The following is a 23,658-nucleotide window of genomic DNA, read 5'->3' on the forward strand; positions in this document are numbered from 1 at the left end:
CTATGACGGAGACAGTCGGAAAGGAGATTCTCATCGAAGGGGTTGATCCCCGGGAGCTGTACGGCCCTCAGGAAGCCTACCTGGATCAGATCAAGTCGCTGCACCCGGCGTTGAAGATCGTGGCGCGGGGTTCGTCGCTGAAGGTGCTGGGTCCGGAGGCGGAGACGCTTCGCTTTGCCAAACGGATCGACTCGCTGGTGGCCTACTACCTCAAGTACGGACACATCTCGTCGCAGGTCATCGACCAGTGCTTTTCGGGTGCGGCATTGCAGGAGGAGGGCCCCGTGGATCAGGACGTGATCGTCTACGGCAACAACGGCAACATCGTGCGGGCCCGGACGGTGAACCAGCAGCGGCTCGTCAAGTTGTATGACAAGGACGACCTGTTGTTCGCCGTAGGGCCGGCGGGCTCGGGCAAGACCTATACGGCCATTGCGCTGGCGGTTCGTGCGCTGAAGGAGCGGCAGGTGCGGCGGATCATCCTCACGCGCCCGGCCGTGGAGGCGGGCGAGAAGCTGGGTTTCCTGCCCGGGGACATGAAGGAGAAGCTGGACCCCTACCTGCAGCCGCTGTACGACGCGCTGAACGACATGATCCCGCCCCTGAAGTTGCAGAAGTACCTGGAGGAGGGCACGGTGCAGATCGCGCCGCTGGCCTACATGCGGGGCCGGACTTTGGACAACGCCTTCGTGATCCTGGACGAGGCGCAGAATACGACGCTGTCGCAGATCAAGATGTTCCTCACGCGCATGGGGCGCAATGCGCGCTTCATCGTCACGGGCGACGTGACGCAGGTGGACCTTCCGAAGAAGTCGGACAGCGGGCTGGTGCGCGCGATGGAGATCCTGCGCGGTGTCGACGGGATCGGGATCGTGGAGTTCGACCGCCGGGACATCGTGCGGCATCCGCTGGTGAAATATATTGTCGAGGCCTTCGACCGCCGGGCAGGCGGTGAGTCCTCGGAAGATCATGAAACGTCAAATTCAAAAAACGGATAGAGAGTTATGGATCGCAATCTGACGGCCCTGAAGCCGACGCTTGTATGGAAACACTTTGCGGAGATCGTCCGCATACCGCGCCCCTCGTCGCACGAGGAGCAGATCCGCCGTTACGTACTCGATACGGCGCATAAACTGGGTCTCGAAGCCCGCGAGGACGAGGCGCACAACATCTACGTGCGCAAGCCCGCGACGCCGGGGATGGAGAACCGCAAGGGGGTGATCCTGCAGGCGCACCTGGACATGGTTCCGCAGAAGAACAACGACAAGGAGTTCGACTTTGAGAAGGACCCGATCGACGCCTACATCGATGGCGAATGGGTAACGGCCGACGGCACGACGCTGGGGGCCGACAACGGCATCGGCGTGGCTTCGATCCTGGCGGTGCTGGAGGACGGCACGCTGCAGCACGGGCCGCTGGAGGCGCTCTTCACGGCCACGGAGGAGACCGGCATGGACGGAGCCTTCGGTCTGAAGGGCGGCCTGCTGCAGGGTGACATCCTGCTGAATCTCGACTCCGAGACCGAAGGCGAACTCTACGTCGGGTGTGCCGGAGGCCTCGACGCCAACATCCTCTTCGACTATGCCGGAGTGCCGACCCCGACGGAGGGCTATTCGGCCGTGAAGGTGACGGTCAAGGGGCTCAAGGGCGGTCACTCGGGCATCCAGATCATCTGCCAGCGCGCCAATGCCAACAAGGTGCTGTTCCGCTTCCTGAATGCGGCGCCGTGCGAGGTGCTGTTGGCATCGGTCGACGGCGGCGGGCTGCGCAACGCCATTCCGCGGGAGGCCGAAGCCACGGTGCTGGTTCCGACCGAGGAATTGGGCACCTTCACCGAGGCACTGGCGGCCTACAAGAAGGTCATCGTGGCGGAGTATGCGGGGATCGAGGATTCGATCGAACTGTTCGCCGAGCCGTGCGAGCGTCCGGCGGAGATGCTTCCGCGCGAGACCGCCGCAGCGCTGATCCGGGCCGTGACGGCCTGTCCCGACGGGGTGCAGAAGATGTCGATGGCCATGTCGGGGCTGGTCCAGACCTCGACGAACCTGGCGCGTGTGGTTTCGGACGGCCGTACGGTGAAACTGCAGTGCCTGCTGCGGAGTTCGGTAGGAAGCGAGAAATGGGCTCTGGGCGAGGCGATTGCGGCGCTCTTCGCGCTGGCGGGCGCCCAAACCGAACTGACGGGCGCCTACGACGGCTGGAATCCGAACATGTCATCCCCGATTCTGAAGGCCATGACGGCCTCCTACGAGCGCCTCTTCGGCCGGAAACCGGCCGTTACGGCAATCCATGCCGGTCTGGAGTGCGGCATCATCGGCAGCAACTACCCGGGCCTGGACATGATTTCGTTCGGCCCGACGATCTGCTACCCGCACTCGCCGGACGAGAAGGTGGAGATCGCCTCGGTGGGGAAGTTCTACGACTTCCTGACGGACACGCTGCGGCACATTCCCGAAAAGTAGCCGGATCGTGTCCGCTCTGTCCGAAAAATGGTTTGTGATCGTGAATCCCGTGGCCGGGGGCGGCCGCGGGCTGGATCACTTTCCGCAGATTTCGCGCCTGCTGCGCGAAGCGCACATCGTGTGCGAGCCGGTCTTCACGGAGCACAAGTTCCACGCCACGGAGCTGACCGTGACGGCTGTTCGAGAGGGTTACCGGCGGATTATCGTCGTCGGGGGCGACGGCACGCTGCACGAGGTGGTCAACGGCCTCTTCATCCAGCAGACGGTCCGGCCCGACGAGGTGTTGCTGGCCGTGGTGGCCGTGGGTACGGGGAACGACTGGGTGCGGACGTTCGGGATTTCGAGCCGCTACCAGGATGCCGTGAAGGCGATTGCCGCGGGGTGTTCGTTCCTGCAGGACGTCGGGGTGGTCTCCTACGAGGAGTCGCACTACCGCCAGAGCCGCTACATGGCCAACGTGGCGGGCGTGGGTTTCGACGCGCATGTCGTGCGCAAGCTCTCGCATCTGAAGAAAAAGGGGCACAAGAGCCGCTGGCGCTATACGTGGTGCGTGGTGAAGAACTTCTTCCGCTACAAGTCGACGGGCATCAAGGTGTGGGTCGACGGCCGGCTGGTCTACAACAACCTGCTGCTGTCGGTGGCCGTGGGCATCTGCAAGTTCAACGGCGGAGGTATGCAGCCGCTTCCGGCGGCGATTGCCGACGACGGAATCCTGGACCTTTCGCTGATCCGCCCGGTGCACTTCTGGCACCTGCTGTTCCGCTTCCACTACCTCTTCAACGGGGGGATCTACCGCATCCGCCACATCCTGCAGGAGCGTGGCAGCCGGATCCGGATCGAGTCGTCGCCGGAGGTTTCGTTAGAGGTCGACGGTGAGTCGCTGGGCCATACACCGCTGGAATTCTCGATCCTCCATCGGGCGATCCGCATTGTGGTGTCGCCCGATTTCCCGGGACTGAAAAGCCCGGCGCAGACGGCATAGCCTCCCGCAGGACGGTTTCGATGCACGCCGCCTCTCCGGCCCGGGAACCCGCGGGAGAGTCGCCGGCGCCCGGCATCCCGCCGGAACATACGCTTTCCCATGAAAAGATCCGACCCGAGGGTCGGATCTTTTTTTGTGTAAAAATCGCAAGTGTGTGCGCACACACTTGCGATTTTTGGAAAAAGAGGCTATCTTTGCGACAACGGCCCGAAAACGATGCGGCTTATGTACGACTCCGAAAACGCTCCCGAAAATTCCAATGCGCAATCCGGCACGCAGCCCGAGGCGCCGATGCCGGTCCGCCTGGTCGACATCGCCCGCATGGCGGGGGTTTCGACGGCGACGGTCGACCGGGTGATCCACAACCGGGGCAAGGTTTCGGCGGCGAATCTCGCGCGGATCAACGCCGTGCTGCGACGGGTCGACTATCGCCCGAATCTGATAGCCCGCACCCTTGCGTCGGGGCGTCAATATGTCATTGCTGTGGTGATGCCTCGCTTTGCGGCGGGGGAATACTGGGCCGATTTCGAAGCGGGGGTCGCGCAGGCCGAGGCCGAGGCGCGCCGATACAACGTTACGGTCCGGCGCTACTGTTTCGATCAGTATGACGGGGCGTCGTTCGAGGCGCTGTTGGCGACGCTGCGCGACGAATCCTTCGACGGCGCGGTTCTTGCGACGCTCTTCGCCGAGCGCGTGATCCCCTTCACTGCGGAGCTGGACGCCCGGGGCATCCCTTACGTCTTTGTCGATTCGGACCTCCCGGCCTGCAACCGCCTGGCCTATTGCGGCACGTCGTCATTCGACGCCGGGGCGGTGGCGGCCCGCCTGCTCTGCGAAGGGCTGGAGCCGGGGGCCGATCTGGTTGTGGGGAAGATCCTCCACCGGGGTGACGGCGGTTCGAACCAGTGCCGCGAGCGCGAGCGCGGCTTCCGGGACTACCTCGAACGTCACGATTTCCGCGGTGAGCTCTACGACGTGGCGTTGCGTCTCGACGACGAAGCCTGCAATGCCCGCCGTCTCGACGAACTCTTCGCGGTCCATCCCTCGATTGCCGGGGCCGTGACCTTCAATTCGACCTGCTACATCCTGGCGGGCTACCTTGCCGCACGTCCCGCACGCCGGGTGCGGCTGGTGGGCTACGACGTGATCGACCGCAACCGGCGGATGCTGGCCGACGGCGTGGTGACGGCCCTTGTGGCCCAGCGTCCGGAGGTGCAGGGTTACCGCGGGGTGATGTCGCTGTGCGGGTGGCTGGTCGAGGGGCGCCGCCCCGGGACGGTCGGGAACCTGCCGATCGACATCCTGCTGAAAGAGAACATACCGTATTATACCAACAATATTATCTGAACCAGCTATGAAAAATCTGTTTGACATCCGCGACCGCGTCGTCGTCGTGACGGGCGGAGCCGGTATTCTGGGCCGATCGATCTGCGCCTACCTGGCTGAACAGGGCGCCAGGGTCGTGGTATTGGACCGTGATGAGAAGTCGGGTGAGGAGCTCGTGGGCTCGATCCGTGCGAAGGGCGGCGAGGCGCTGTTTCTTGCGACCGACGTACTGAACCGCGAGGTGTTGGAGGCCAACCGCGACATGATCCTGAAGGCCTACGGCCATATCGACGTGCTGCTGAACGTTGCGGGCGGCAACATGGGCGGCGCAACGATCGCGCCGGACAAGTCGTTCCTCGACCTGGAGATCGAGGCCTTCCGGAAGGTCGTGGACCTGAACCTCTTCGGGACGGTGCTTCCGACGACGGTCTTCGGCGAGGCGATGACGGCCCGCAGGAAGGGTGTGATCGTGAATTTCTGCTCCGAGTCGGCGCTTCGTCCGCTGACCCGCGTGGTGGGCTACGGCGCCGCGAAGGCCGCCATCGGCAACTACACGAAGTACATGGCCGCCGAACTGGCCATGAAGTTCAGCCCCGAGATGCGCGTGAACGCCATCGTGCCGGGCTTCCTGCTGACGAACCAGAACCGCACGCTGCTGACCAACCCCGACGGCTCCTATACGGACCGGGCGCGGACGATCATTGCCCACACGCCTGCGGGACGCTTTGCCGAGCCCGAGGAGATGCTGGGCACGATCCACTACCTGATCAGCGACGCCTCGTCGTTCGTGACCGGGGCGCTGGCCGTTGTCGACGGCGGTTTCGACGCTTTTTCGATCTAAACAGCAACCGGCGGAGCGTCCGGCCGTTGTTCCGTTGCGGGGTTTGCGCTCCGGACAGCGCACGGCGGGTCTCCGCGAAAAACGCACATACACTATGTATCTTTGCAAACAGTCGTGGCGGTGGTACGGTCCGAACGACCCCGTCAGCCTGCAGGACATCCGTCAGGCGGGAGCTACCGATATTGTGAACGCCCTGCACCACATTCCCAACGGCGAGGTATGGCCCGTGGAGGAGATCCGCAAACGGCAGCAGATGATCGCCGGGGCGGGCCTTGTGTGGTCCGTGGTGGAGAGCATCCCGGTGCACGAGCACATCAAGACCCGCACGGGTAATTTCCAGCCTTACATCGAGAACTACAAGCAGTCGATCCGCAACCTGGCGGCGTGCGGCATCCACATCATCACCTATAACTTCATGCCGGTGCTGGACTGGACGCGCACGAACCTTGCCTACGAGCTTCCCGACGGATCGCGGGCGCTGCGCTTCGAACGGGCGGCCTTCGTGGCCTTCGATCTCTTCATCCTGAAGCGTCCGGGTGCCGAGCAGGAGTACAGCGAGGCGGAGCGTGCCGCCGCAAAGGCCCGTTACGAACGGATGGACGCCGCGGAGATCGAGCTCATCACGCGGAACATGATCGCCGGACTCCCGGGCTCGGAGGAGAGCTTCACGCTGGAGCAGTTCCAGCATGAGCTGGACCGCTACAAGGGGGTCACGGCGGAGGTGCTGCGCGAGAACCTGATCGCCTTCCTGCGGGAGGTGGCGCCGGTGGCCGACGAGGTGGGTTCGGTGCTGGCGATCCACCCCGACGATCCTCCGTTCTCGATCCTCGGGCTGCCGCGCATCCTCTCCACGGAGGATGATTTCCGGAAACTGGTCGAGGCGGTTCCCAATGCCTCGAACGGGCTCTGCCTCTGCACGGGGTCGTTCGGCGTCTCGGCGAAGAACGACCTGCCGGGGATGATGCGCCGCTGGGGCGACCGGGTGAACTTCGTGCACCTGCGCTCGACGCAGCGCGATGCCGGGGGGAACTTCTTCGAGGCGAACCACCTCGAAGGCGACGTTCCGATGTACGAGGTGATGAAGGCCTTTCTGGAGGTCCAGCAGCGGCGCAAGGTCTCGATCCCGATGCGCCCGGACCACGGACACCAGATGATCGACGACCTGAAGAAGAAAACGAACCCGGGCTATTCGTGCCTGGGACGCCTGCGGGGCTTGGCCGAACTGCGGGGGCTGGAGCTGGGCATCGCGCGTTCGCTCTTTGCCGACAGGTAGCGGCGCGGCGTGCGCATGAAAAGAGGGTCTCCCGGATTGCCGGGGGACCCTCGCTGTTTTCGGAAAGGACTTTTTATTTTATTGGTTGGCTGTTGCCGCATCCTGTGCCGGGGCCGGCGTCACGGTTTCGGTAATGTCGATCTCGGTGACGACCCACTGGAAGAGATCGTTGGCGCACTGGCTCTGCAACTGGCTGATCTGGGACATGTCCGTCGTGTCGGCGAGGATGGCGTTGAAGAACTGGCCCATCGTCTGATAGGTGTCGTTTACCTGCTGTGCGAAGCAGTTGTAGAAGGCCTTCTGCTGTTCGTGGTCGAGACCTGCGGGCAGAACTCCCTGTGCGACAAGCAGGTTGTAGGGGAAGATGTGGCGCATGTTGCGGGCGTCGGCGTTGAGTTCGTCGACGATCTCCGTGACGACGACCATGTCTACCGTGTCGTCGACACCCTCCATCTGGATGAACTCCACGTAGACGGGATAGGCGTTTTCGAGCGTTCCGGCGACCTGGTCGGTGAAGAGGACGAATTCGGCATCGGTCAGATCGTCGAGATAGACCATCTTGCGGTAGTCGCGCAGGGCTTCGCGCATGGCCTTGCGCTGATCGTGGTTCCACTGGTGTTGTTTGGAACAACCCGGAAAAGCTGCGGCGAAGAGTGCCAGCAGGGGCAGACAGAGGAGCAATTTTTTCATGCTTGTTCAGTTTTTGGTTTTACTTTGGGGGAAGAGAGCAATCCGTGTGCCAAAAAAGTCGTATCTTGTCGGCCGATGGATTTCAACCGCTATATCACGGCTGCGGAGTTTTCCGCGCTGGCCGAACTCTTCCGGAGGGAGGGACGCAGCGTCGCCTTTGCCCGCGGGGAGTCGTTTGCCTGCCAGGAGGTGCGGAACCGCCGCTGCGGCGTGGTCGAGCAGGGCGCTTTCCGCTACGTGCACCTCACCGAACGCGGCGAACGGCATGTAGTGGGCTACGCCTTTGCCGGAGAGTTCGTCGGCGACTACATCTCGATGAGCAACGGCCTGCCGGCCTGGATCGGCATCGAGGCGATGTGCGACAGCCGGGTGCTGTGCCTCGGCAACGATCGACTGGCGGCCTTCTACGCCATGGACGCCGCGCACGAACGGCTGGGCCGCACGCTGGCCGAACACCTGCTGGCCGAGATCTACGAACGCCTGCTGCAATGCTACGCCTCCACGCCGCAGGAGCGTTACGAAGCGCTGCTGCGCCGCTGCCCCGACCTGCTGAATCTCGTTTCGTTGAAGGAACTGGCCTCCTACCTGCGGGTGCGCCCCGAGACCCTGAGCCGCATCCGGCGCCGTATCCGTTGAAGCCCGGCAGGGTATCCGTTGACCCTCCGGTTTTCTTGATTTCGGTCAAGGCTTTTCCGAAGCATTCACCCTACCTTTGCTTCCATGAAACAGGCTCTTGTAATCGGGGCTTCGTCCGGGATCGGGCGGGGCCTTGCCGGGCGGCTTGCAGCCGCCGGGTGGCGGGTCGGGGTGGTCGGACGGCGCGAGGCGCTGCTCCGCGAACTGGCGGCGACAGCCCCCGCGAATATGTTGTATGCCGTGGCGGATGTCGCGCAACCCGCCGCGTGCATCGCCGCACTGACGGCGCTGGTGGAACGGATGGGCGGCATGGACCTCTGCGTGGTCTGCTCCGGGACGGGCGAACTGAACCCGGCGCTCGACTTTGTGCTCGAAGAACCGGCCATCCGGACCAACGTCCTGGGGTGGACGGCCGTAACCGACTGGGCCTACGGCTGGTTCGAGCGCCGGGGCGGGGGACATTTTGCGGTCGTCACGTCGGTCGGCGGTTTGCGCGGCAGTGGGGCAGCCCCGGCCTACAACGCCTCGAAGGCCTACCAGATCAACTATGCCGAAGGCTTGCGCCAGCGGGCTGCGAAATCCGCTTCGGGGGTCCGGGTAACCGACATCCGTCCGGGGCTGGTCGATACGGCGATGGCCAAGGGCGAGGGGCTTTTCTGGGTGATGCCCGTCGACCGGGTGGTGGATCAGATGCTGCGGGCTTTGCGCCGGGGAGGCCGAGTGGCGGTTGTTACGCGCCGTTGGCGTGTGGCGGCGTGGTTGCTCCGGCTGCTGCCCGAATCGTTGTATCTCAAACTGTAAACGGTTATGAACGGATGGTTTCTGGCGGCCGGAGCCTTGCTGCTCGTCGCCTTCTTCGTACACACGTTCGCCGGGAACCGGCTGTATGCTGCGGCCCGGCCCGATCGGACGTCATCCCGGGCCTATGATGCCTGGCTGATGGGGCGCTGCGGCATGCAGATGATCGGGGTGGATCTGTTGCTGGCCGCCGGGTTTCTGTTGGCGGACGGTGCCGGTGTGATCCCTCGCTCCCGGGGGCTGGAACTCTTCCTTTTGCTGACTTACGGCGGCTGGACGGCGGGATGGCTTCTGTCGCTGGCGGCCGAACGGTCGGAAGTCCGGCATTATCGGCGGTTGCGGCAATGGGCGCTTTTCGGGGTGGTCGCCCTGTTGGTCGGAATCGGAATCTTCCGATGAGAAGGACCTGACATGAAAAGGAGGACCGGAATATAGATTCCGGCCCTCCTTTCTGATCGGTTCGGGGATCTCGCGCTCTGTTTCGGGGTTCTTACCCCCCCCCTTCCTCCGCATCAGCAGGTGCCGAAGCGGAAGACGATCTTCTGGCAGTAGAACTCGTCGGGGTGGAGCAGCGGCGAGGGGAACTCCGGATGGTTCACGGCGTCGGGGTAGTTCTGGCACTCGATCGCCACTCCGGCGTAATCCTCGTAACGGCCTCCGGATTTCGTCTCGGGACACCCGCCTGCGAGCCAATTTCCGGTGTAGACCATCACGCTGGGCTGCGACGTCAGGACCGTCACCGTGCGGCCCGATTTCGGCTCGCGCAGCGTGCCCGCTTCACCCAGAATGCCGGGCTTCCAACCGTCGATCACGAACGGGTGGTCATACCCCTTGAAGTCGCGGATGTGGTTGAACTCCGCGTCGATGCCCGGCCGGAACGAACGGAATGCACGAAAATCCTGCGGCGTGCCCTCCACGTCGAGCATCCGGCCCGTCGGGATCTGCTTGTCGTTCATCTCCAGCACCTTCGAGCAGTTCAACTGCAGTTCGTGGTCGAGCACCGAACCGCTTGCTTCGCCCGCGAGGTTGAAGTAGACGTGGTTCGTGAGGTTCACGACGGTCGTCTGCGAGGTCTTGGCCTTGTAGGTGATTTCCAGGGCGTTGTCGTCGTCGAAGTCGAACACCGCCTCGACATACAGCTCGCCGGGATAGCCCTGGTCGCCGTCCTCCGACGTAAGGGCCATCACCACGCGGTTGGTCTCCACGCGGCTCTCCCAGACGCGGTTGGCGAAGTTCTTCGTCCCGCCGTGGAGGTGGTTCACGCCGTTGTTGATTTCGAGGCGGTACTCCTTGCCGTCGACCGTCATGCGCCCGAAAGCGATGCGGTTGGCGCAGCGCCCGACGCTCTTTCCCGAGGCGGCCCCGTCGAAGAAGTAGCCTTCGGGATGTTTGTAGCCCAGCACGACATCGGCCATGCGGCCCTCGCGGTCGGGCATCTTCACGGAGACGATCGCCGCTCCGAAGTTTGACAGCTGCACCTCGGCACCCTTGTCGTTGCGCAGCGTGTAGAGGATGATCGCCTCACCCTCGGGGGTCATGCCCCATACGTTCTGTTCAATACTTACCATGTTCCGTGTAGTTTTAGATTCGTTCGTGTTTCCGGGGAAGCTATTCGACCGGGGGCAGCACTTCGAGGATGCGGTCGATGCGGCGCAGGCACTCCTCCTTGCCGATGAAGGCCGTGACATCGTACATCCCGGGGCCCTTTCCGGCCCCCACCAGGGCCAGTCGCAGCGTGTTCATCACCTGCCCCATGCCGTAGCCCTTCTCCTCGATCCAGGCGTGGACGATGCGTTCGGTGTTTTCGAGCGAGAAGTCGTCGATCGAGGCAAGGACTTCGCGCACCTCGCGCAGGATCGCCGGGTTCTGCCCCTTCCAGTACTTGCGGGTCTGCTTCTCCTCGTATTCGGTCGGCGCCACGAAGAAGAACGACGTCAGGTCCCACAGGTCGGTGATGAACGTCGCGCGCTCCTTCATGATCCCGGCGGCCTTGCCGGCCAGCTCGTCCGATACCTCGATGCCGTGCCCGCGCAGGATCGGCTGGTAGAGCGCGGCCAGTTCGGCGTCGGTCTTGTGGTGCATGTACTGGGCGTTGAACCACTTGGCCTTGTCGGGCTGGAAGCGGGCGCCGGATTTCGAGACGCGTTCCAGCGAGAAGCTGTCGATGAGCTCCTGCATCGAGAAGATCTCCTGCTCGGTGCCGGGGTTCCAGCCCAGGAGCGCCAGCATGTTGATGAACGCCTCGGGGAAATAGCCGTCCTCGCGGTATCCGCGGGCCGTCTCGCCCGTCGTGGGGGATTTCCAGAAGAGCGGGAAGACGGGGAAGCCCATCTTGTCGCCGTCGCGCTTCGAGAGTTTTCCGCCGCCCGTGGGTTTGAGCAGCAGCGGGAGGTGTGCGAAGGCGGGTTGCGAATCCTCCCACCCGAAGGCCTTGTAGAGCAGGTAGTGGAGCGGCAGCGAGGGGAGCCACTCTTCGCCGCGGATGACATGCGAAACCTCCATCAGGTGGTCGTCGACGATGTTGGCGAGGTGGTAGGTCGGCAGGGCGTCGGCCGACTTGTAGAGGACCTTGTCGTCGAGTGTCGAGGTGTTGACCTCGACGTGTCCGCGGATCAGGTCGTCCATCTCGACCAGCTGGTTTTCAGGCATCTTGAAGCGGATGACCCACTGGTCGCCGCGGTCGATGCGGGCGCGAACCTCCTCGGCGGGGAGCGCCAGCGAGGTGGCCAGCTTCTCACGCACGGTGTAGTTGTAGGCGAAGGCCTCGCCGCGGGCTTCGGCCTCCTTGCGCAGGGCATCGAGCTCCTCGGCCGAATCGAAGGCGTAGTAGGCCCATCCGGCCTCGACGAGCTGCAGGGCGTATTTGAGGTAGATTCCGCGGCGTTCGCTCTGGCGGTAGGGGGCGTGGGGGCCTCCGGCCCCGACACCCTCGTCGATCTCGATGCCGCACCACTTGAGCGACTCCATGATATACTCTTCGGCGCCGGGTACGAAGCGCTGCGAGTCGGTATCCTCGATGCGGAGGATCATCGTGCCCCCGTGCTGACGGGCGAAGAGGTAGTTGTAGAGTGCCGTGCGGACGCCTCCGATGTGGAGCGGTCCGGTGGGGCTGGGTGCGAAGCGCACCCGGACAGGTCTTTTCATGGACATTTATGTTGTTTTTGTCGTTTTCTTGTTTCTCATGGGCGGTCCGCAGAGCCTCCTTGTTTTCGGGAAGCCGGGTTCGGACCGCCTCCGGCTATTTCACCCGGTATTCGATCCGCATGGTGATGCGGGCCTTCTTGTTGCGGCTGGAGGTGTTGAACGAGCCTCCGGCCGAGAACTCCTCGTTGGTGTTGGCTCCGGTGATCTGGAAGACGCCCATGCGGGCCGAAGCGACGCGTCCGATCTTCGTCCCGGCATTCACGGCGATCTTCTCGGCGCGCATCCGGGCGTCGGCCGACGCGGTCTCGATCAGTCCCATCTTCACGTCGTCGAGCTTCGTGTAGTAGTAGTCCGGGGCATAGGCTTCGATCGAGACGCCCTGGGCGATGAGCGATGAGATTTCGCGCGAGATGGTTTCGACGCGCTCCACGTCCCGCGATTCGACCGTGAAGCGCTGCCGCAGCTGGTAGCCGCGGAAGCGTTCGCCGGCCCAGTTGCCGTTGGCGTTGTAGACCGGGTCGAACTGCTTGTCGACGTTGACGAACTCGAAGACCACGGCATCGGCCGGAAGTCCCTGTTTTTCGAGGTATTGCTGGACCTTGGCCTTGCTCTGTTCGATCTGGGCATATCCGGCTGCGACCTGCTGGGCTTCGGCCGTGATGGTGCCCGACCAGACGATCAGATCCGATGTGAATTCCGTCTCGCCCAATCCCGTCACGACGATCGTGTCCTGCGAACGGTATTTGTAGGTGTAGGCGCGTGCGAGCACGGCGGCGCAGATGATGGCTGCAATTCCCAAAAGGAGATACTTCGCGTTTTTCATGGTCAACCGGTTTTTCAGTTACGTTTTTTCGTGTTTCTTTCTCTCGTTCTGTTTTTCATTCACCCTTTCGTCCCATTCTCCATTCTCCACTCTCCATTCTCCACTCTCCACTCTCCACTCTCCACTCTCACTTCGCTCACCCCCCCCCTCGGATCAGACGTTAAAGAGGAAGTGCATGATGTCGCCGTCCTGAACGACATACTCCTTGCCTTCGATTCCGATTTTTCCGGCGTCGCGGCAGGCCTTTTCGGATCCGAGCGTCACGTAGTCGTCGTACTTGATGACCTCGGCGCGGATGAATCCCTTCTCGAAGTCGGTGTGGATGATGCCGGCGGTCTGCGGGGCCTTCATGCCGCGGGAATAGGTCCAGGCACGGGTTTCGTCGGCTCCGGTGGTGAAGAAGGTTTCGAGGTTGAGGAGCTTGTAGGCGGCCTTGATCAGCCGGGCCACGCCCGACTCTTCGAGTCCGAGGTCTTCGAGGAACATCTGCCGCTCCTCGTAACTCTCCAGTTCGGCGATGTCGGCTTCGGTGGCCGCTGCGATGACAAGCATTTCGGCCTTTTCGTCGGCGATGGCCTTGCGCACGGCCTCGGTGTATGCGTTTCCGGTGGCGGCACTCTTCTCATCGACGTTGCAGACGTAGAGCACGGGCTTGTCGGTCAGCAGGTTGAGATCGGCAACCAGCTTGCGGTCCTCCTTTTCGAGCTCCACGGTGCGGGCCGAACGCCCCTGCTCCAGCACGGCCTTGTACTGCAGGAGGAGTTCTACGGCGCGTTTGGCACTCTTGTCGCCTCCCGAGGTGGCCTGTTTCTGGGTTTTGGCCAGGCGGTTCTCGACGGTTTCGAGGTCCTTCAGCTGGAGTTCGGTATCGATGATCTCCTTGTCGCGCACGGGGTCGATCGACCCGTCGACATGGGTGATGTTTCCGTTGTCGAAACAACGCAACACGTGGATGATGGCGTTTGTGTTGCGGATGTTTCCGAGGAACTTGTTGCCGAGCCCTTCGCCTTTGGAGGCGCCCTTGACCAGTCCGGCGATGTCGACGATCTCGATGGTCGTGGGGACGACCCGCTTGGGGTTGTCGATTTCGGCCAGGCGGATCAGCCGCTGGTCGGGGACGGTGATGACGCCCACGTTGGGTTCGATGGTGCAGAAGGGGAAGTTGGCCGCCTGCGCCTTCGCGTTGGAGAGGCAGTTGAAAAGCGTCGACTTGCCCACGTTCGGCAAACCGACGATGCCGCATTGTAATGCCATGTATTTCGGGTTTTTGATATTCGCAGCGCAAAGATAGTGAATTTTATCGGAGTTGCGCCCCTTTGCGGGGGTGAAAATCGTCCGGCGGGGCGTTGTGGAAAATTATCCCGGGGATTGTTTTGCCGAACGGAGGTTTATGCGTATCTTTGAAGGTCTAAACTGAACAGACAATGGATTGGAACACCATACAGGAGGAACTGCGACGGCTCACGACGCTGGTCGACGGGTGGTCGGCGGCGGGTGAGATTCCGGACGTGGAGCGCGACCTGGCGCTGGAGAAATTGCGGAGGCTTTATGAGACGCTACGCTTTGCCGATCCGGCCCCGGCACCTTCGGATGAGCCGATAGCCGCCGATTCCCGGGACGGGGACCTTTCCGAATCGATTGATTTGGGGGAGGTGCTTTCGCTGGACGGATTCCCGGATTTCGGGGACCCGGATGAGGGCCCGGAGAGCCCGGATGAAATGCCGGAGATGCCGGCTTCGGACTCGGCTGCGGAGCCGATTGCCGCTCCGGCGGAAGAACGGGCTGAAGAACCTTCCGGAGTACCCGCTGGGGAGTCTTTTGAAACGCTTGGAGAGGAGTCGCTTCCGGTTTCGGAGCCGACCCTCGAACCGGAACCTGCGCCGATGTCCGAACCGGCCCCGATCTCTGAGCCCGAGCCCAAACCCGAACCCAGACCCGAATCCGAATCGGTCTCGGCTGAACTCCCGGAGCCCGCTCCCGAAGCGGCCCCGATCTCTGAGCCCGAGCCCGAACTCAAATCCGAATCCGAACCCGAATCCGAACCGGCCCCGACAACGACTCCGGGACCTGCACCGACGACGACACCTGAGCCGAAAACCTCCCACCATGGAGCGCCGACGCTGTTCGGTCCGGAGGACGAAGCGCTGGTCCGCCATCGGCACAAGCAGCGGGTGATCATGTCGCTGTACGATCCGAACCCGACTGTGGAGACGATCCCGGCGGCACCCCGCCATTCGGATGCGCAGACCGTTCCGCATGGCGGTCCGACCCCGATGCCCGGGTCTTCGCAACCGCGGGTCGTGCCGTCTTCGGCTGTTTCACAGACGCCCGATCCGCTGGCGGGCGCTCCGATCCCGGAGCCTCCGATCTTCGAGGCCACCACCTCGGCGGCCCCCGAATCCGCCGAGGGTTGCAATGCTGATCCGGCTGCCCCGACTTCCGGAATTCCGGAGCTTCCGACCCCGGCTGCGACGATGGAATCCATTCCCGATGCGGCTTCGGCGTTCCGGATGCCCGCGGCGGATGGTGCGGGAAACGGTCTGCCGACCCTGCAGGGGGGGACTGTGCTGGGTGAAGTGATCAACCACGACGTGCAGACACTGGCCGATACGCTTGCCCGGCCGCATGACGTGGCCTCGGAACTGCGGCGCAGCGAACCCGTGACGGATCTTCGGAAGGCACTGGGCCTGAATGATCGGTTCCTGCTGATCCGCGACCTGTTCGGCGGCGACGGCGAGGCCTGCGAGCGGGCCCTCGATACGCTCAACGGCTTCGAGGATCTGGACGACTGCATGATCTTCATTGCGGAGCACTACGCCTGGAATCCCAATTCCGACGGGGCGAAGCTGCTGATGGAGCTTCTCGAACGCAAATTCGCTTGACGGCATGGCCAGACTCTATATCGTACCGACGCCGATCGGCAATCTGGACGACATCACGCTGCGTGCGGTGAATATTTTGCGCGAGGTGGATTTCGTGCTGGCGGAGGATACGCGCACGACGTCGTTTCTTCTCAAGCACCTCGGCATCGGACAGAAACTCCGCTCGCACCATAAATTCAACGAACACGCCACGGTGCAAATGGTTGCCGAGACGATTGCTGCGGGACACGATGCGGCGCTGGTTTCGGACGCCGGGACGCCGGGGATCTCGGACCCCGGGTTCCTGCTGGTCCGCACGTGCGTCGAGGCGGGTATCGAGGTGGAGACGCTTCCGGGCGCCACGGCGCTGATCCCGGCGCTGGTCCAGAGCGGCTTCCCGTGCGACCGGTTCTGCTTCGAGGGTTTTCTGCCGCAGAAGAAGGGCCGGATGAAACACCTGCAGACGCTGGCCGATGAGGAGCGGACGATGATCTTCTACGAATCGCCCTACCGGGTTGTGAAGTGCCTGGAGCAGTTTGCCGAGGTCTTCGGGCCGGACCGCGCGGTCTCGGTCTCCCGGGAGTTGACCAAGAAGTTCGAACAGACCGTGCGCGGAACGATCGCCGAGGTGCTGGAGCACTTCCGCACGCATGAACCCAAGGGTGAGTTCGTGCTGGTGGTCGCCGGAAAACCCCGTCATCGGCGGGGTGCTGAGATGCCGGAGGAGACTCCGGAACCGGACAATTACAACGAAACGGAAGATGAAACGGAAAAATAACGGAACGCAGGATTCCACCTCGCGGCCGCCCCGTTCGTTCGGGGCGTGGCTGGGGGAGTTGCGCGAATTCATGAAGGACCGTTTCAGCCTGGACGATGACAAGGCGCAGCGCGACGAGGTGGTTGCCAACATTTCGAGGGGGGTGGAGTTCCGGGGCGTGAACCTCTGGGTGCTGATCTTCGCGACGTTGGTTGCATCGCTGGGTCTGAACGTCGACTCTGCGGCGGTGATCATCGGCGCGATGCTCATCTCGCCGATCATGGGTCCGATCATGGGCGTGGGCCTGTCGCTGGGGATCAACGACTTCGAACTGTTGAAAAAATCGCTTCGGAACTTTATGCTGATGTTCATCGTGGCGATCATCACCTCGACGGTTTACTTTTTCATCTCGCCGCTGTCGTCGAACAGCAGCGAGTTGCTGGCGCGCACGGTCCCGACGACCTACGACGTGCTGATTGCGCTTTTCGGCGGACTGGCGGGCATGGTGGCGCAGACGCGCCAGGACCGCACCTCGACGGTTATTCCGGGCGTGGCCATCGCCACGGCGCTGATCCCGCCCCTGTGTACGGCGGGTTTCGGTCTGGCCACGGGTCAGATGCGTTTCTTCTTCGGGGCTTTTTACCTATTCTTCATCAATTCGGTTTTCATCGCCCTGGCCACCTACCTGGTTGTGCGGTTCCTGCGTTATGAGAAGAAGGTCTTCATCGACAAGGCCCGCGAGCGAGCGGTCAAGCGGCTGATGATGGTGATCACGCTCGTGACCTTCATTCCGAGCGTCGTGATCGGTTTTCACATGGTCCGGGTCTCTCTTTTTGAAGCCACGGCGGACAAATACGTGGCGCAGGTCTTCAACTACCCGCATACGCGGGTGATCGAGTGCAGCAAGCACTATGCCCGGGGACAGAAGTTCTCGCGGATCGAGTTGCTGCTGGTGGGTGAGCCGCTGGGCGAGGAGGTGATCGAGAATGCGCGGGCCCAGTTGGACGGTTACGGGCTGGATCGGACGGAACTGATTGTCCGGCAGGCCAATACGGAGGACCGGATCGACGTGGTGTCGCTGCAGCAGAGCTACCAGGAGCTGCTGACGGAGAAGAACCGGCGGATCGAGGAGATGACGTCGCAGTTGAAGCGCTACCGGGTTACGGACGTGGAGGTGAACGACGTTTCGCGGGAGATGGGTGCGTTGATGGAGAATGTGGAGGCGGTTTCGCTGACCAAGGGGATTACGTTCGACGTTTCGGGGGCTCCGCGCGATACGACGCTGATCTGCGTGGTGACGCGCAAGGATGCGTCGCAGCCTGTCGACAGCGAGACGTTGAAGAACTGGCTGCGGCTGCGGACGAAGGTCGGAAACGTGAAACTTTTCGTGGAACCTTGACCGGCAGGCGGCGATGAAACACATGGACTTGAATTTCATGCAGCGGGTGGGGTTGGAGATACTCTGGCTCTGTGCGTATGTCTTTTCGGTGCTGCCCCGTTGGTTCAAGTATTACGTGGTGGAGAATCTGTTCTATTTTCTGCTCTGTTACTGCTTCCGGTACCGGATGTCGGTGGTGAAGAAGAACCTTCGGAATTCGTTTCCGGAGAAGGACGAGCGGGAGTTGGCAGCGATCCGGCGACGGTTCTACCGGACTTTGGCTGAGATTTTCGTGGATACGCTGGACCTGGCGCACCTGACCCCGGCGAAGGGCCGTGCGGCGCTGAGGGTGAAGGGGCTGGAGGAGCACTTGAAACGGGTCGAGGGCCGCGACTGGATCGCCATGACGGCGCATTACGGCTGTTGGGAATACTGTTCGTTCTGGGGCCTCTACGCGCCGACGCAGATTGTCGTGGCGGTCTACCATCCGTTGCGGAGCCGGGTGATGGAGGCTTTGTACCAGCGGTTGCGCAACGGGGACTACGCGACGACGGTTTCGATGAAGGAGAGTCTTCGGTTCTACCTGCGGAACCGGGAGCATGGGATCCGCGGCAAGAATCTTGTAATGGGGCTTATCGCGGACCAGAATCCTCCGCGGCGTCCCGACAGCCATTGGTTCCGGTTCCTGAATCAGGATACGATCTTTTTCGACGGCGGCGAAAAACTGGCCCTTCGGTGCCACCTCCCGGTCTATTTCGTGAAGATGGATCGGTTGTCGCGGGGCCGTTACGAGATGTCGTTCGAGCCGATCTACGACGGCGAGGAGGAGGTTGCGGAGCATGAAATTACGGAGCGTTACGTGCGGTTGCTGGAGTCGGAGATCCGGCGGCGGCCGGAGTTGTGGATCTGGTCGCACCGGCGTTGGAAACACAAGCGGGATGTCAGTTGCTAAGATCGTCATATTGAATTGGAACGGCGTGGACCACCTGCGTCGTTTTTTGCCGTCGGTAGTGGCGGCGGCACCGGCCGGGGTGGAGGTTGTCGTGGCCGACAACGGCTCGACGGACGGCTCGGTGGCGGTCCTGGGGTCGGAATTCCCCACGGTGCGGATCGTCCGCCTGGACCGCAACTACGGCTTTGCCGGGGGCTACAACCGGGCGCTGCGGCAGGTCGAGGCGGACTATTACATCCTGCTGAATTCCGACGTGGAGACCCCGGCGGGATGGCTGGATCCGCTGCTCGATACGCTGGAGCGGAATCCGGACGTGGCGGTGGTTTCGCCGAAACTGATCTCGTCGGAGGATCGCCGGTTGTTCGAATATGCGGGGGCCGCGGGCGGTTATATCGACTGGCTGGGCTACCCCTTCTGCCGGGGCCGGATCCTGCGCACGGTGGAGGAGGATCGGGGTCAGTACGACGACGCGCGGGACCTTTTCTGGGTGAGCGGTGCGGCGTTCTGTTGCCGGGCGGATGTGTTCCGGGCGCTGGGGGGCTTCGACGACGACTTCTTCGCCCACATGGAGGAGATCGACCTCTGCTGGCGGATGCAGCTGGCAGGCTACCGCGTGCGGGTGGTCCCCGAAAGCAAGGTTTATCATCTGGGCGGCGGGACGCTGCAGACCGATTCGCCCTCGAAGGTCTTCTATAACCACCGCAACAATCTGGCCATGCTGTATAAATGCTCCTCGTCGGGACAGCGGCTGCTGGTTTCGGTGCTGCGTCCGGCGCTGGACGTGCTGGCGGCGCTGTCGTACCTGGTACAGGGTCGTGCGGACAACTTCCGGGCGGTGTTCCGGGCCTGGCGTGACTTTCTCAAGTGGCATCCGTTGCTTGCGGAGAAACGGCGGGCGATCCAGTCTTCGCGCAAGGCCGGGGTCCGGCATATCTATCGCGGTTCGATCCTGCTGCGCTATTTTCTGGGCGGCCGGACCTTCGGGCGGTTGATGTAGAAGGGGCCCCGTTGACGGCCGACCGTCCGGTACCCCTTTGGAGAGGCGTAGGATCGCATTCGTATCCTGTCTGGATCGATCCTGTGAGGTTCGGATAAGGTTGATCGGACCGGCTGATATATAAAAAGGTCCCCGGCTATGACAGCCGGGGACCTTTTCTGTTGTCGGCGGGTTGTTGGCGCCTACTTGTTGTTGATCTTGGCCCAGGAGTCCTTGAGCGTCACGGTGCGGTTGAAGACCAGGTGGTCGGGTGTCGAGTCCGTATCGGGGCAAAAGTAGCCCACGCGCTCGAACTGCACGGCCTGCCCCACGGGAATCTCCCGCAGCGAGGGCTCGAGATACCCCTTGATCTTGACCATCGACTCGGGGTTGAGGTTGTCCTCCCAGGTCTGTCCCTCCTCTACGTCGTCGGGGTTCTCCTTGGTGAAGAGCGGGTTGAAGAGGCGGATTTCGGCATCGACGGCATCCTGGGCCGATACCCAGTGGATGACGCCCTTCACGCGGCGGCCGTCGCTCGACGAGCCGTTCCCCGACATGGGGTCGTAGGAGCACAGGAGTTCGACGATGTTGCCCTCGGCATCCTTGACGACCTCCTCGCACTTGATCAGATAGGAGTAGCGCAGGCGCACCTCGCCGCCGGGCTGCAGCCGGAAGAACTTCTTCGGCGGGTTCTCCATGAAGTCGTCGCGCTCGATATAGATTACGCGCGAGAAGGGCACCTGACGTGTTCCGGCCGCCTCGTCCTCGGGGTTGTTCACGGCCGTGAACAGCTCGGTCTTGCCCTCGGGGTAGTTCGTGACGGTCACCTTCAGGGGGTTCAGCACGGCCATGCGGCGTTCGGCGACCTTGTTCAGATCCTCGCGGACGCAGTATTCGAGCTTGGCGAGGTCGATGACGTTGTCGCGCTTGGCCACGCCGACCATCTCGGCGAAGTTGCGCACCGATGCCGGGGTGTATCCCTTGCGGCGCAGGGCGCAGATCGTCGGCATCCGGGGGTCGTCCCAACCCATGACGGCACCCTCCTGCACGAGCTTCAGCAACTTGCGCTTCGACATCATCGTATAGGTGAGGTTGAGCCGGGCGAATTCGTACTGGTGCGACGGGTAGATCTCCAGCGCCTGGATGAACCAGTCGTAGAGCGGGCGGTGGACGTCGAACTCCAGGGTGCAGATCGAGTGGGTGATGCGCTCGATGGAGTCGCTCTGCCCGTGGGCGTAGTCGTACATCGGGTAGATGCACCACTTGTTGCCCGTGCGGTGGTGTTCGGCGTGGATGATGCGGTACATGATCGGGTCGCGGAAGAGCATGTTGGGGTGCGCCATGTCGATCTTCGCGCGGAGGACCTTCGCGCCGTCAGGGAATTCACCGGCCTTCATGCGCTGGAAGAGGTCGAGGTTCTCCTCGACGGATCGGTCGCGCCACGGCGAGGGGGTTCCGGGAACCGAGACCGTGCCCCGGTTTTCGCGGATCTGCTCCTGGGTCTGGTCGTCGACATAGGCCAGCCCCTTCTTGATCAGGACGATGGCCCACTCGTAAAGCTGGTCGAAGTAGTCCGACGCATAGCGCTCCTGAGCCCAGTCGAACCCGAGCCAGTGGATGTCGCGCTTGATCGAATCGACGTACTCGACGTCCTCCTTGACGGGGTTCGTGTCGTCGAAGCGGAGGTTGCATTTTCCGCCGTATTTCTTGGCCAGGCCGAAGTTGATGCAGATGCTCTTGGCGTGTCCGATGTGGAGGTATCCGTTGGGTTCGGGCGGGAAACGGGTCTGGACACGCGTTTCGCCCTTGGCGATAGACTCTTCGATGATCTCTTCGAGGAAGTTCAGCGACTTCTCCCGGGTTTCATTGGTTTCGCTTGCCATATTTTTCGTGAGTTTTTCGAGAATTTTTCGAGACTTTGTTTTGCGGACAGGGATGCTTGGGGAGGGTAAGGGGGGGGTGGAATCAGTGCAAGGGCCCGTATCTGTGCCGGTGTGCGGGTCGTTTGGTCCCGATGTCGAAGAGCCGCTGGATATCGACCGAAAGCTGTACGACCTGCTGGGTGCCCATGCCGGTTCCGTCGTAATGGAAGACCATGCCGGCCTCGACGTGCAGCGTGTCGTGGAAGAACTTGCGGTCATAACCCACCCAGGTGCGGTTGTAGATATGCTCCGTGGTGGCGTAGAACGACTCTCCGGCATAGAGACCGTCGAGCCCGTAGGTTGCCCCGGTCGTGGGGTCGGCGGTGTAGTTGCGCAGGGGCTGGAGGTTCTTGCCGAGGTAGAGGTTGTTTTGGATCTTGACGCCCCATCGTGAGATCGTGACGTCGAGTTGTCCGCCGTATGGTTTTCGCCAGGCGTGGTCGACGCTTCGTCCGCGCTGCGGGGCGAAGAGGATGCCGCCCCGGATGTCGAAATCGAAGAAGGCGTTGAATTCCCAGCCGACGTATGGGTTCACGAGGAGGTTGTCCGTGACGTTCTCGTTGAGCATCGAGCCCGCGAAGTGGAACATCGAGAAGGCGTACCCGACGTAGAATCCGGGCTGGGTGGAGTAGCGCCCTGCGGAGAGGATGCGGAACATCTCGCGGGAGGCTTCGGAGTACATGCCCTCCCAGTCGAGAGCCAGCTCGACGTATGTTTTGGGCCGTTCGGTGGAGACGTATCGGCCGAGGAATCCCGACAGCCGGTTGTGGTAGAACCGCGTGGAGTCGCTGAAGAAGGCCGCGGAGTAGTCTCCCATGAGCTCCTTGCGGTTGAAGATACCTGCGTTTGCCTGCACGTTGGGGGTCTTGAAGCGGTAGTACACCAAGGGCTTGACATCGCTCAGGAAGGGGTCTCCCTGGGGGTTGTACTGCCCGAAGTTCTGGAGCATTTCGACCCCGAAGACGAGATGGTTCTTCTCCTGCCATTCGACGCCGATACGGGGCGTGAGTCGGGCGCTGAAGAGCGTCCGGGATTCGTTGAAGTCGTTGTTGGCGTATTCGCGGTTGTCGAAGCGGGTTTCGAAATCGGCTCCGACGAGGATCTTCTGGGCACGCAGACCCCCCCCCGAGATCATAAGGGCCAGGGCCAGGACGAGCATTTTTCTGCGAGACATAAATCTTCTGAATTGAGGCCTCAAAAATAGACAAAATATTTTTTATTTGATTACTTTTGCCGCATAAATCACTCACAGCGACGGAATATGCGTAAAATCACGAACGAAGAGCTGGGACGTCCGACGGCCGAAGAGTTCGCCGTGCGGGAGAAGATGCCGGTGACGGTGGTGTTGGACAACGTGCGTTCGGCACAGAACGTCGGAGCCTTTTTCCGCACGGGGGATGCCTTTGCCGTGGAGCGGATCGCGCTGTGCGGGATCACGGCGACGCCGCCCTCGCGGGAGATCCACAAGACGGCGCTGGGCGCGGACCAGACTGTGGCGTGGAGCTATTATGCGACGACCGTGGCGTGCATCGACGAACTCCGTGCCGCGGGTTATACGGTGCTGGCCGTGGAGCAGGTCGAGGGTGCCGCGATGCTCGGCAACTTCACGCCGCAGCCGGGGGTGAAGTATGCCCTGGTCTTCGGCAACGAGGTCGACGGCGTGGGCCAGGAGGCCGTCGACCGGTGCGACGGGGCGCTGGAGATTCCCCAGGCCGGGACGAAGCATTCGATCAACGTCTCGGTCAGCGGAGGGGTGGTTCTGTGGAGTTTTTTTTGCCAAATCTATCCGAAGCGCTATCTTTGCCGCGCTGAAGATGTCGAAAATTCTAAAAACTGA

At 62.4% G+C, this 23,658-nt stretch carries 22 protein-coding genes; 15 read left to right on the plus strand and 7 right to left on the minus strand.

Annotation, left to right across the window (positions count from 1 at the left end):
- The first annotated feature begins 2 nt into the window (after window positions 1–2).
- The 6 genes from ABGT65_RS10070 (at window position 3) to uxuA (ending at window position 6,884) form a co-directional block, all read left to right on the plus strand.
- Complete coding sequence (locus tag ABGT65_RS10070; RefSeq protein WP_346701839.1) at window positions 3–998, plus strand: PhoH family protein; 996 nt, start codon at window positions 3–5, stop codon at window positions 996–998.
- 6 nt (window positions 999–1,004) lie between these two features.
- Window positions 1,005–2,462, plus strand: coding sequence for an aminoacyl-histidine dipeptidase (locus ABGT65_RS10075; protein ID WP_346701841.1), 1,458 nt, complete (start codon window positions 1,005–1,007; stop codon window positions 2,460–2,462).
- 7 nt (window positions 2,463–2,469) lie between these two features.
- Entirely contained in the window at window positions 2,470–3,444 is a 975-nt protein-coding gene (locus ABGT65_RS10080) for a diacylglycerol kinase family protein (protein WP_346701843.1), read from the plus strand.
- Window positions 3,445–3,669: 225 nt separating this feature from the next.
- Window positions 3,670–4,791, plus strand: coding sequence for a LacI family DNA-binding transcriptional regulator (locus ABGT65_RS10085; RefSeq protein WP_346701845.1), 1,122 nt, complete (start codon window positions 3,670–3,672; stop codon window positions 4,789–4,791).
- A 7-nt stretch (window positions 4,792–4,798) separates the two neighbouring features.
- Complete coding sequence (locus ABGT65_RS10090) at window positions 4,799–5,611, plus strand: SDR family oxidoreductase (protein WP_346701847.1); 813 nt, start codon at window positions 4,799–4,801, stop codon at window positions 5,609–5,611.
- Window positions 5,612–5,705: 94 nt separating this feature from the next.
- On the plus strand, window positions 5,706–6,884 hold the full coding sequence (gene uxuA, locus ABGT65_RS10095; RefSeq protein WP_346701849.1) for a mannonate dehydratase: 1,179 nt from the start codon (window positions 5,706–5,708) through the stop codon (window positions 6,882–6,884).
- Between the two features lie 78 nt (window positions 6,885–6,962).
- Here uxuA and ABGT65_RS10100 read toward each other — a convergent pair whose 3' ends face one another.
- A complete protein-coding gene (locus tag ABGT65_RS10100) occupies window positions 6,963–7,574 on the minus strand; it encodes a hypothetical protein (protein WP_346701851.1) in 612 nt (203 codons plus the stop codon).
- Between the two features lie 75 nt (window positions 7,575–7,649).
- Between ABGT65_RS10100 and ABGT65_RS10105 the strand changes: the two genes are divergently transcribed.
- The 3 genes from ABGT65_RS10105 to ABGT65_RS10115 all read left to right on the plus strand — a co-directional run bounded on the left by ABGT65_RS10105 (window position 7,650) and on the right by ABGT65_RS10115 (window position 9,407).
- Window positions 7,650–8,210 (plus strand): cyclic nucleotide-binding domain-containing protein, encoded by a 561-nt coding sequence (locus ABGT65_RS10105; RefSeq protein WP_346701853.1) that lies wholly within the window; start codon window positions 7,650–7,652, stop codon window positions 8,208–8,210.
- Window positions 8,211–8,294: 84 nt separating this feature from the next.
- Entirely contained in the window at window positions 8,295–9,011 is a 717-nt protein-coding gene (locus ABGT65_RS10110; RefSeq protein WP_346701855.1) for an SDR family NAD(P)-dependent oxidoreductase, read from the plus strand.
- A 6-nt stretch (window positions 9,012–9,017) separates the two neighbouring features.
- Entirely contained in the window at window positions 9,018–9,407 is a 390-nt protein-coding gene (locus tag ABGT65_RS10115) for a hypothetical protein (RefSeq protein ID WP_346701857.1), read from the plus strand.
- Between the two features lie 113 nt (window positions 9,408–9,520).
- Here ABGT65_RS10115 and ABGT65_RS10120 read toward each other — a convergent pair whose 3' ends face one another.
- From ABGT65_RS10120 to ychF, 4 genes are all read right to left on the minus strand, one after another.
- Window positions 9,521–10,576: an aldose epimerase family protein gene (locus ABGT65_RS10120; protein ID WP_346701859.1), complete on the minus strand. Its 1,056-nt coding sequence runs from the start codon at window positions 10,574–10,576 to the stop codon at window positions 9,521–9,523.
- Window positions 10,577–10,616: 40 nt separating this feature from the next.
- The gene (gltX, locus tag ABGT65_RS10125; RefSeq protein ID WP_346701861.1) at window positions 10,617–12,152 is read right to left on the minus strand and encodes a glutamate--tRNA ligase; all 1,536 of its coding nucleotides are present in this window, start codon (window positions 12,150–12,152) and stop codon (window positions 10,617–10,619) included.
- 94 nt (window positions 12,153–12,246) lie between these two features.
- Window positions 12,247–12,975, minus strand: a complete 729-nt coding sequence (locus ABGT65_RS10130) for an SIMPL domain-containing protein (protein ID WP_346701863.1) — start codon at window positions 12,973–12,975, stop codon at window positions 12,247–12,249.
- A 153-nt stretch (window positions 12,976–13,128) separates the two neighbouring features.
- On the minus strand, window positions 13,129–14,229 hold the full coding sequence (gene ychF / locus ABGT65_RS10135; protein WP_346701865.1) for a redox-regulated ATPase YchF: 1,101 nt from the start codon (window positions 14,227–14,229) through the stop codon (window positions 13,129–13,131).
- Between the two features lie 170 nt (window positions 14,230–14,399).
- Here ychF and ABGT65_RS10140 point away from each other — a divergent pair, with 170 nt between their 5' ends.
- Genes ABGT65_RS10140 through ABGT65_RS10160 form a run of 5 tightly spaced genes read left to right on the plus strand, consistent with a single transcriptional unit; the run spans window position 14,400 to window position 19,920 of the window.
- Window positions 14,400–15,857 (plus strand): hypothetical protein, encoded by a 1,458-nt coding sequence (locus tag ABGT65_RS10140; protein ID WP_346701867.1) that lies wholly within the window; start codon window positions 14,400–14,402, stop codon window positions 15,855–15,857.
- 4 nt (window positions 15,858–15,861) lie between these two features.
- Window positions 15,862–16,614, plus strand: coding sequence for a 16S rRNA (cytidine(1402)-2'-O)-methyltransferase (gene rsmI, locus ABGT65_RS10145; protein ID WP_346701869.1), 753 nt, complete (start codon window positions 15,862–15,864; stop codon window positions 16,612–16,614).
- Window positions 16,598–17,992, plus strand: a complete 1,395-nt coding sequence (locus ABGT65_RS10150) for a TIGR00341 family protein (protein WP_346701871.1) — start codon at window positions 16,598–16,600, stop codon at window positions 17,990–17,992. The genes rsmI and ABGT65_RS10150 overlap by 17 nt, the downstream gene beginning before the upstream one ends.
- Window positions 17,993–18,005: 13 nt before the next feature.
- Window positions 18,006–18,923 carry a lysophospholipid acyltransferase family protein gene (locus ABGT65_RS10155; RefSeq protein WP_346701873.1) on the plus strand — a complete coding sequence of 306 codons (918 nt, stop codon included), beginning with the start codon at window positions 18,006–18,008 and terminating at the stop codon, window positions 18,921–18,923.
- Window positions 18,910–19,920: a glycosyltransferase family 2 protein gene (locus ABGT65_RS10160; RefSeq protein WP_346701875.1), complete on the plus strand. Its 1,011-nt coding sequence runs from the start codon at window positions 18,910–18,912 to the stop codon at window positions 19,918–19,920. The genes ABGT65_RS10155 and ABGT65_RS10160 overlap by 14 nt, the downstream gene beginning before the upstream one ends.
- Window positions 19,921–20,102: 182 nt before the next feature.
- On the opposite strand, the gene ABGT65_RS10165 is transcribed toward ABGT65_RS10160, so the two are convergent.
- Together ABGT65_RS10165 and ABGT65_RS10170 are read right to left on the minus strand one after the other, a co-directional pair.
- Window positions 20,103–21,782 (minus strand): glutamine--tRNA ligase/YqeY domain fusion protein, encoded by a 1,680-nt coding sequence (locus ABGT65_RS10165; protein ID WP_346701877.1) that lies wholly within the window; start codon window positions 21,780–21,782, stop codon window positions 20,103–20,105.
- Window positions 21,783–21,864: 82 nt separating this feature from the next.
- Window positions 21,865–22,995, minus strand: coding sequence for a hypothetical protein (locus ABGT65_RS10170; protein WP_346701879.1), 1,131 nt, complete (start codon window positions 22,993–22,995; stop codon window positions 21,865–21,867).
- A gap of 87 nt (window positions 22,996–23,082) precedes the next feature.
- Here ABGT65_RS10170 and ABGT65_RS10175 point away from each other — a divergent pair, with 87 nt between their 5' ends.
- On the plus strand, window positions 23,083–23,658 hold the full coding sequence (locus tag ABGT65_RS10175) for an RNA methyltransferase (RefSeq protein WP_346701881.1): 576 nt from the start codon (window positions 23,083–23,085) through the stop codon (window positions 23,656–23,658).

It is taken from the genome of uncultured Alistipes sp., from assembly GCF_963931675.1.
GTDB lineage: Bacteria > Bacteroidota > Bacteroidia > Bacteroidales > Rikenellaceae > Alistipes.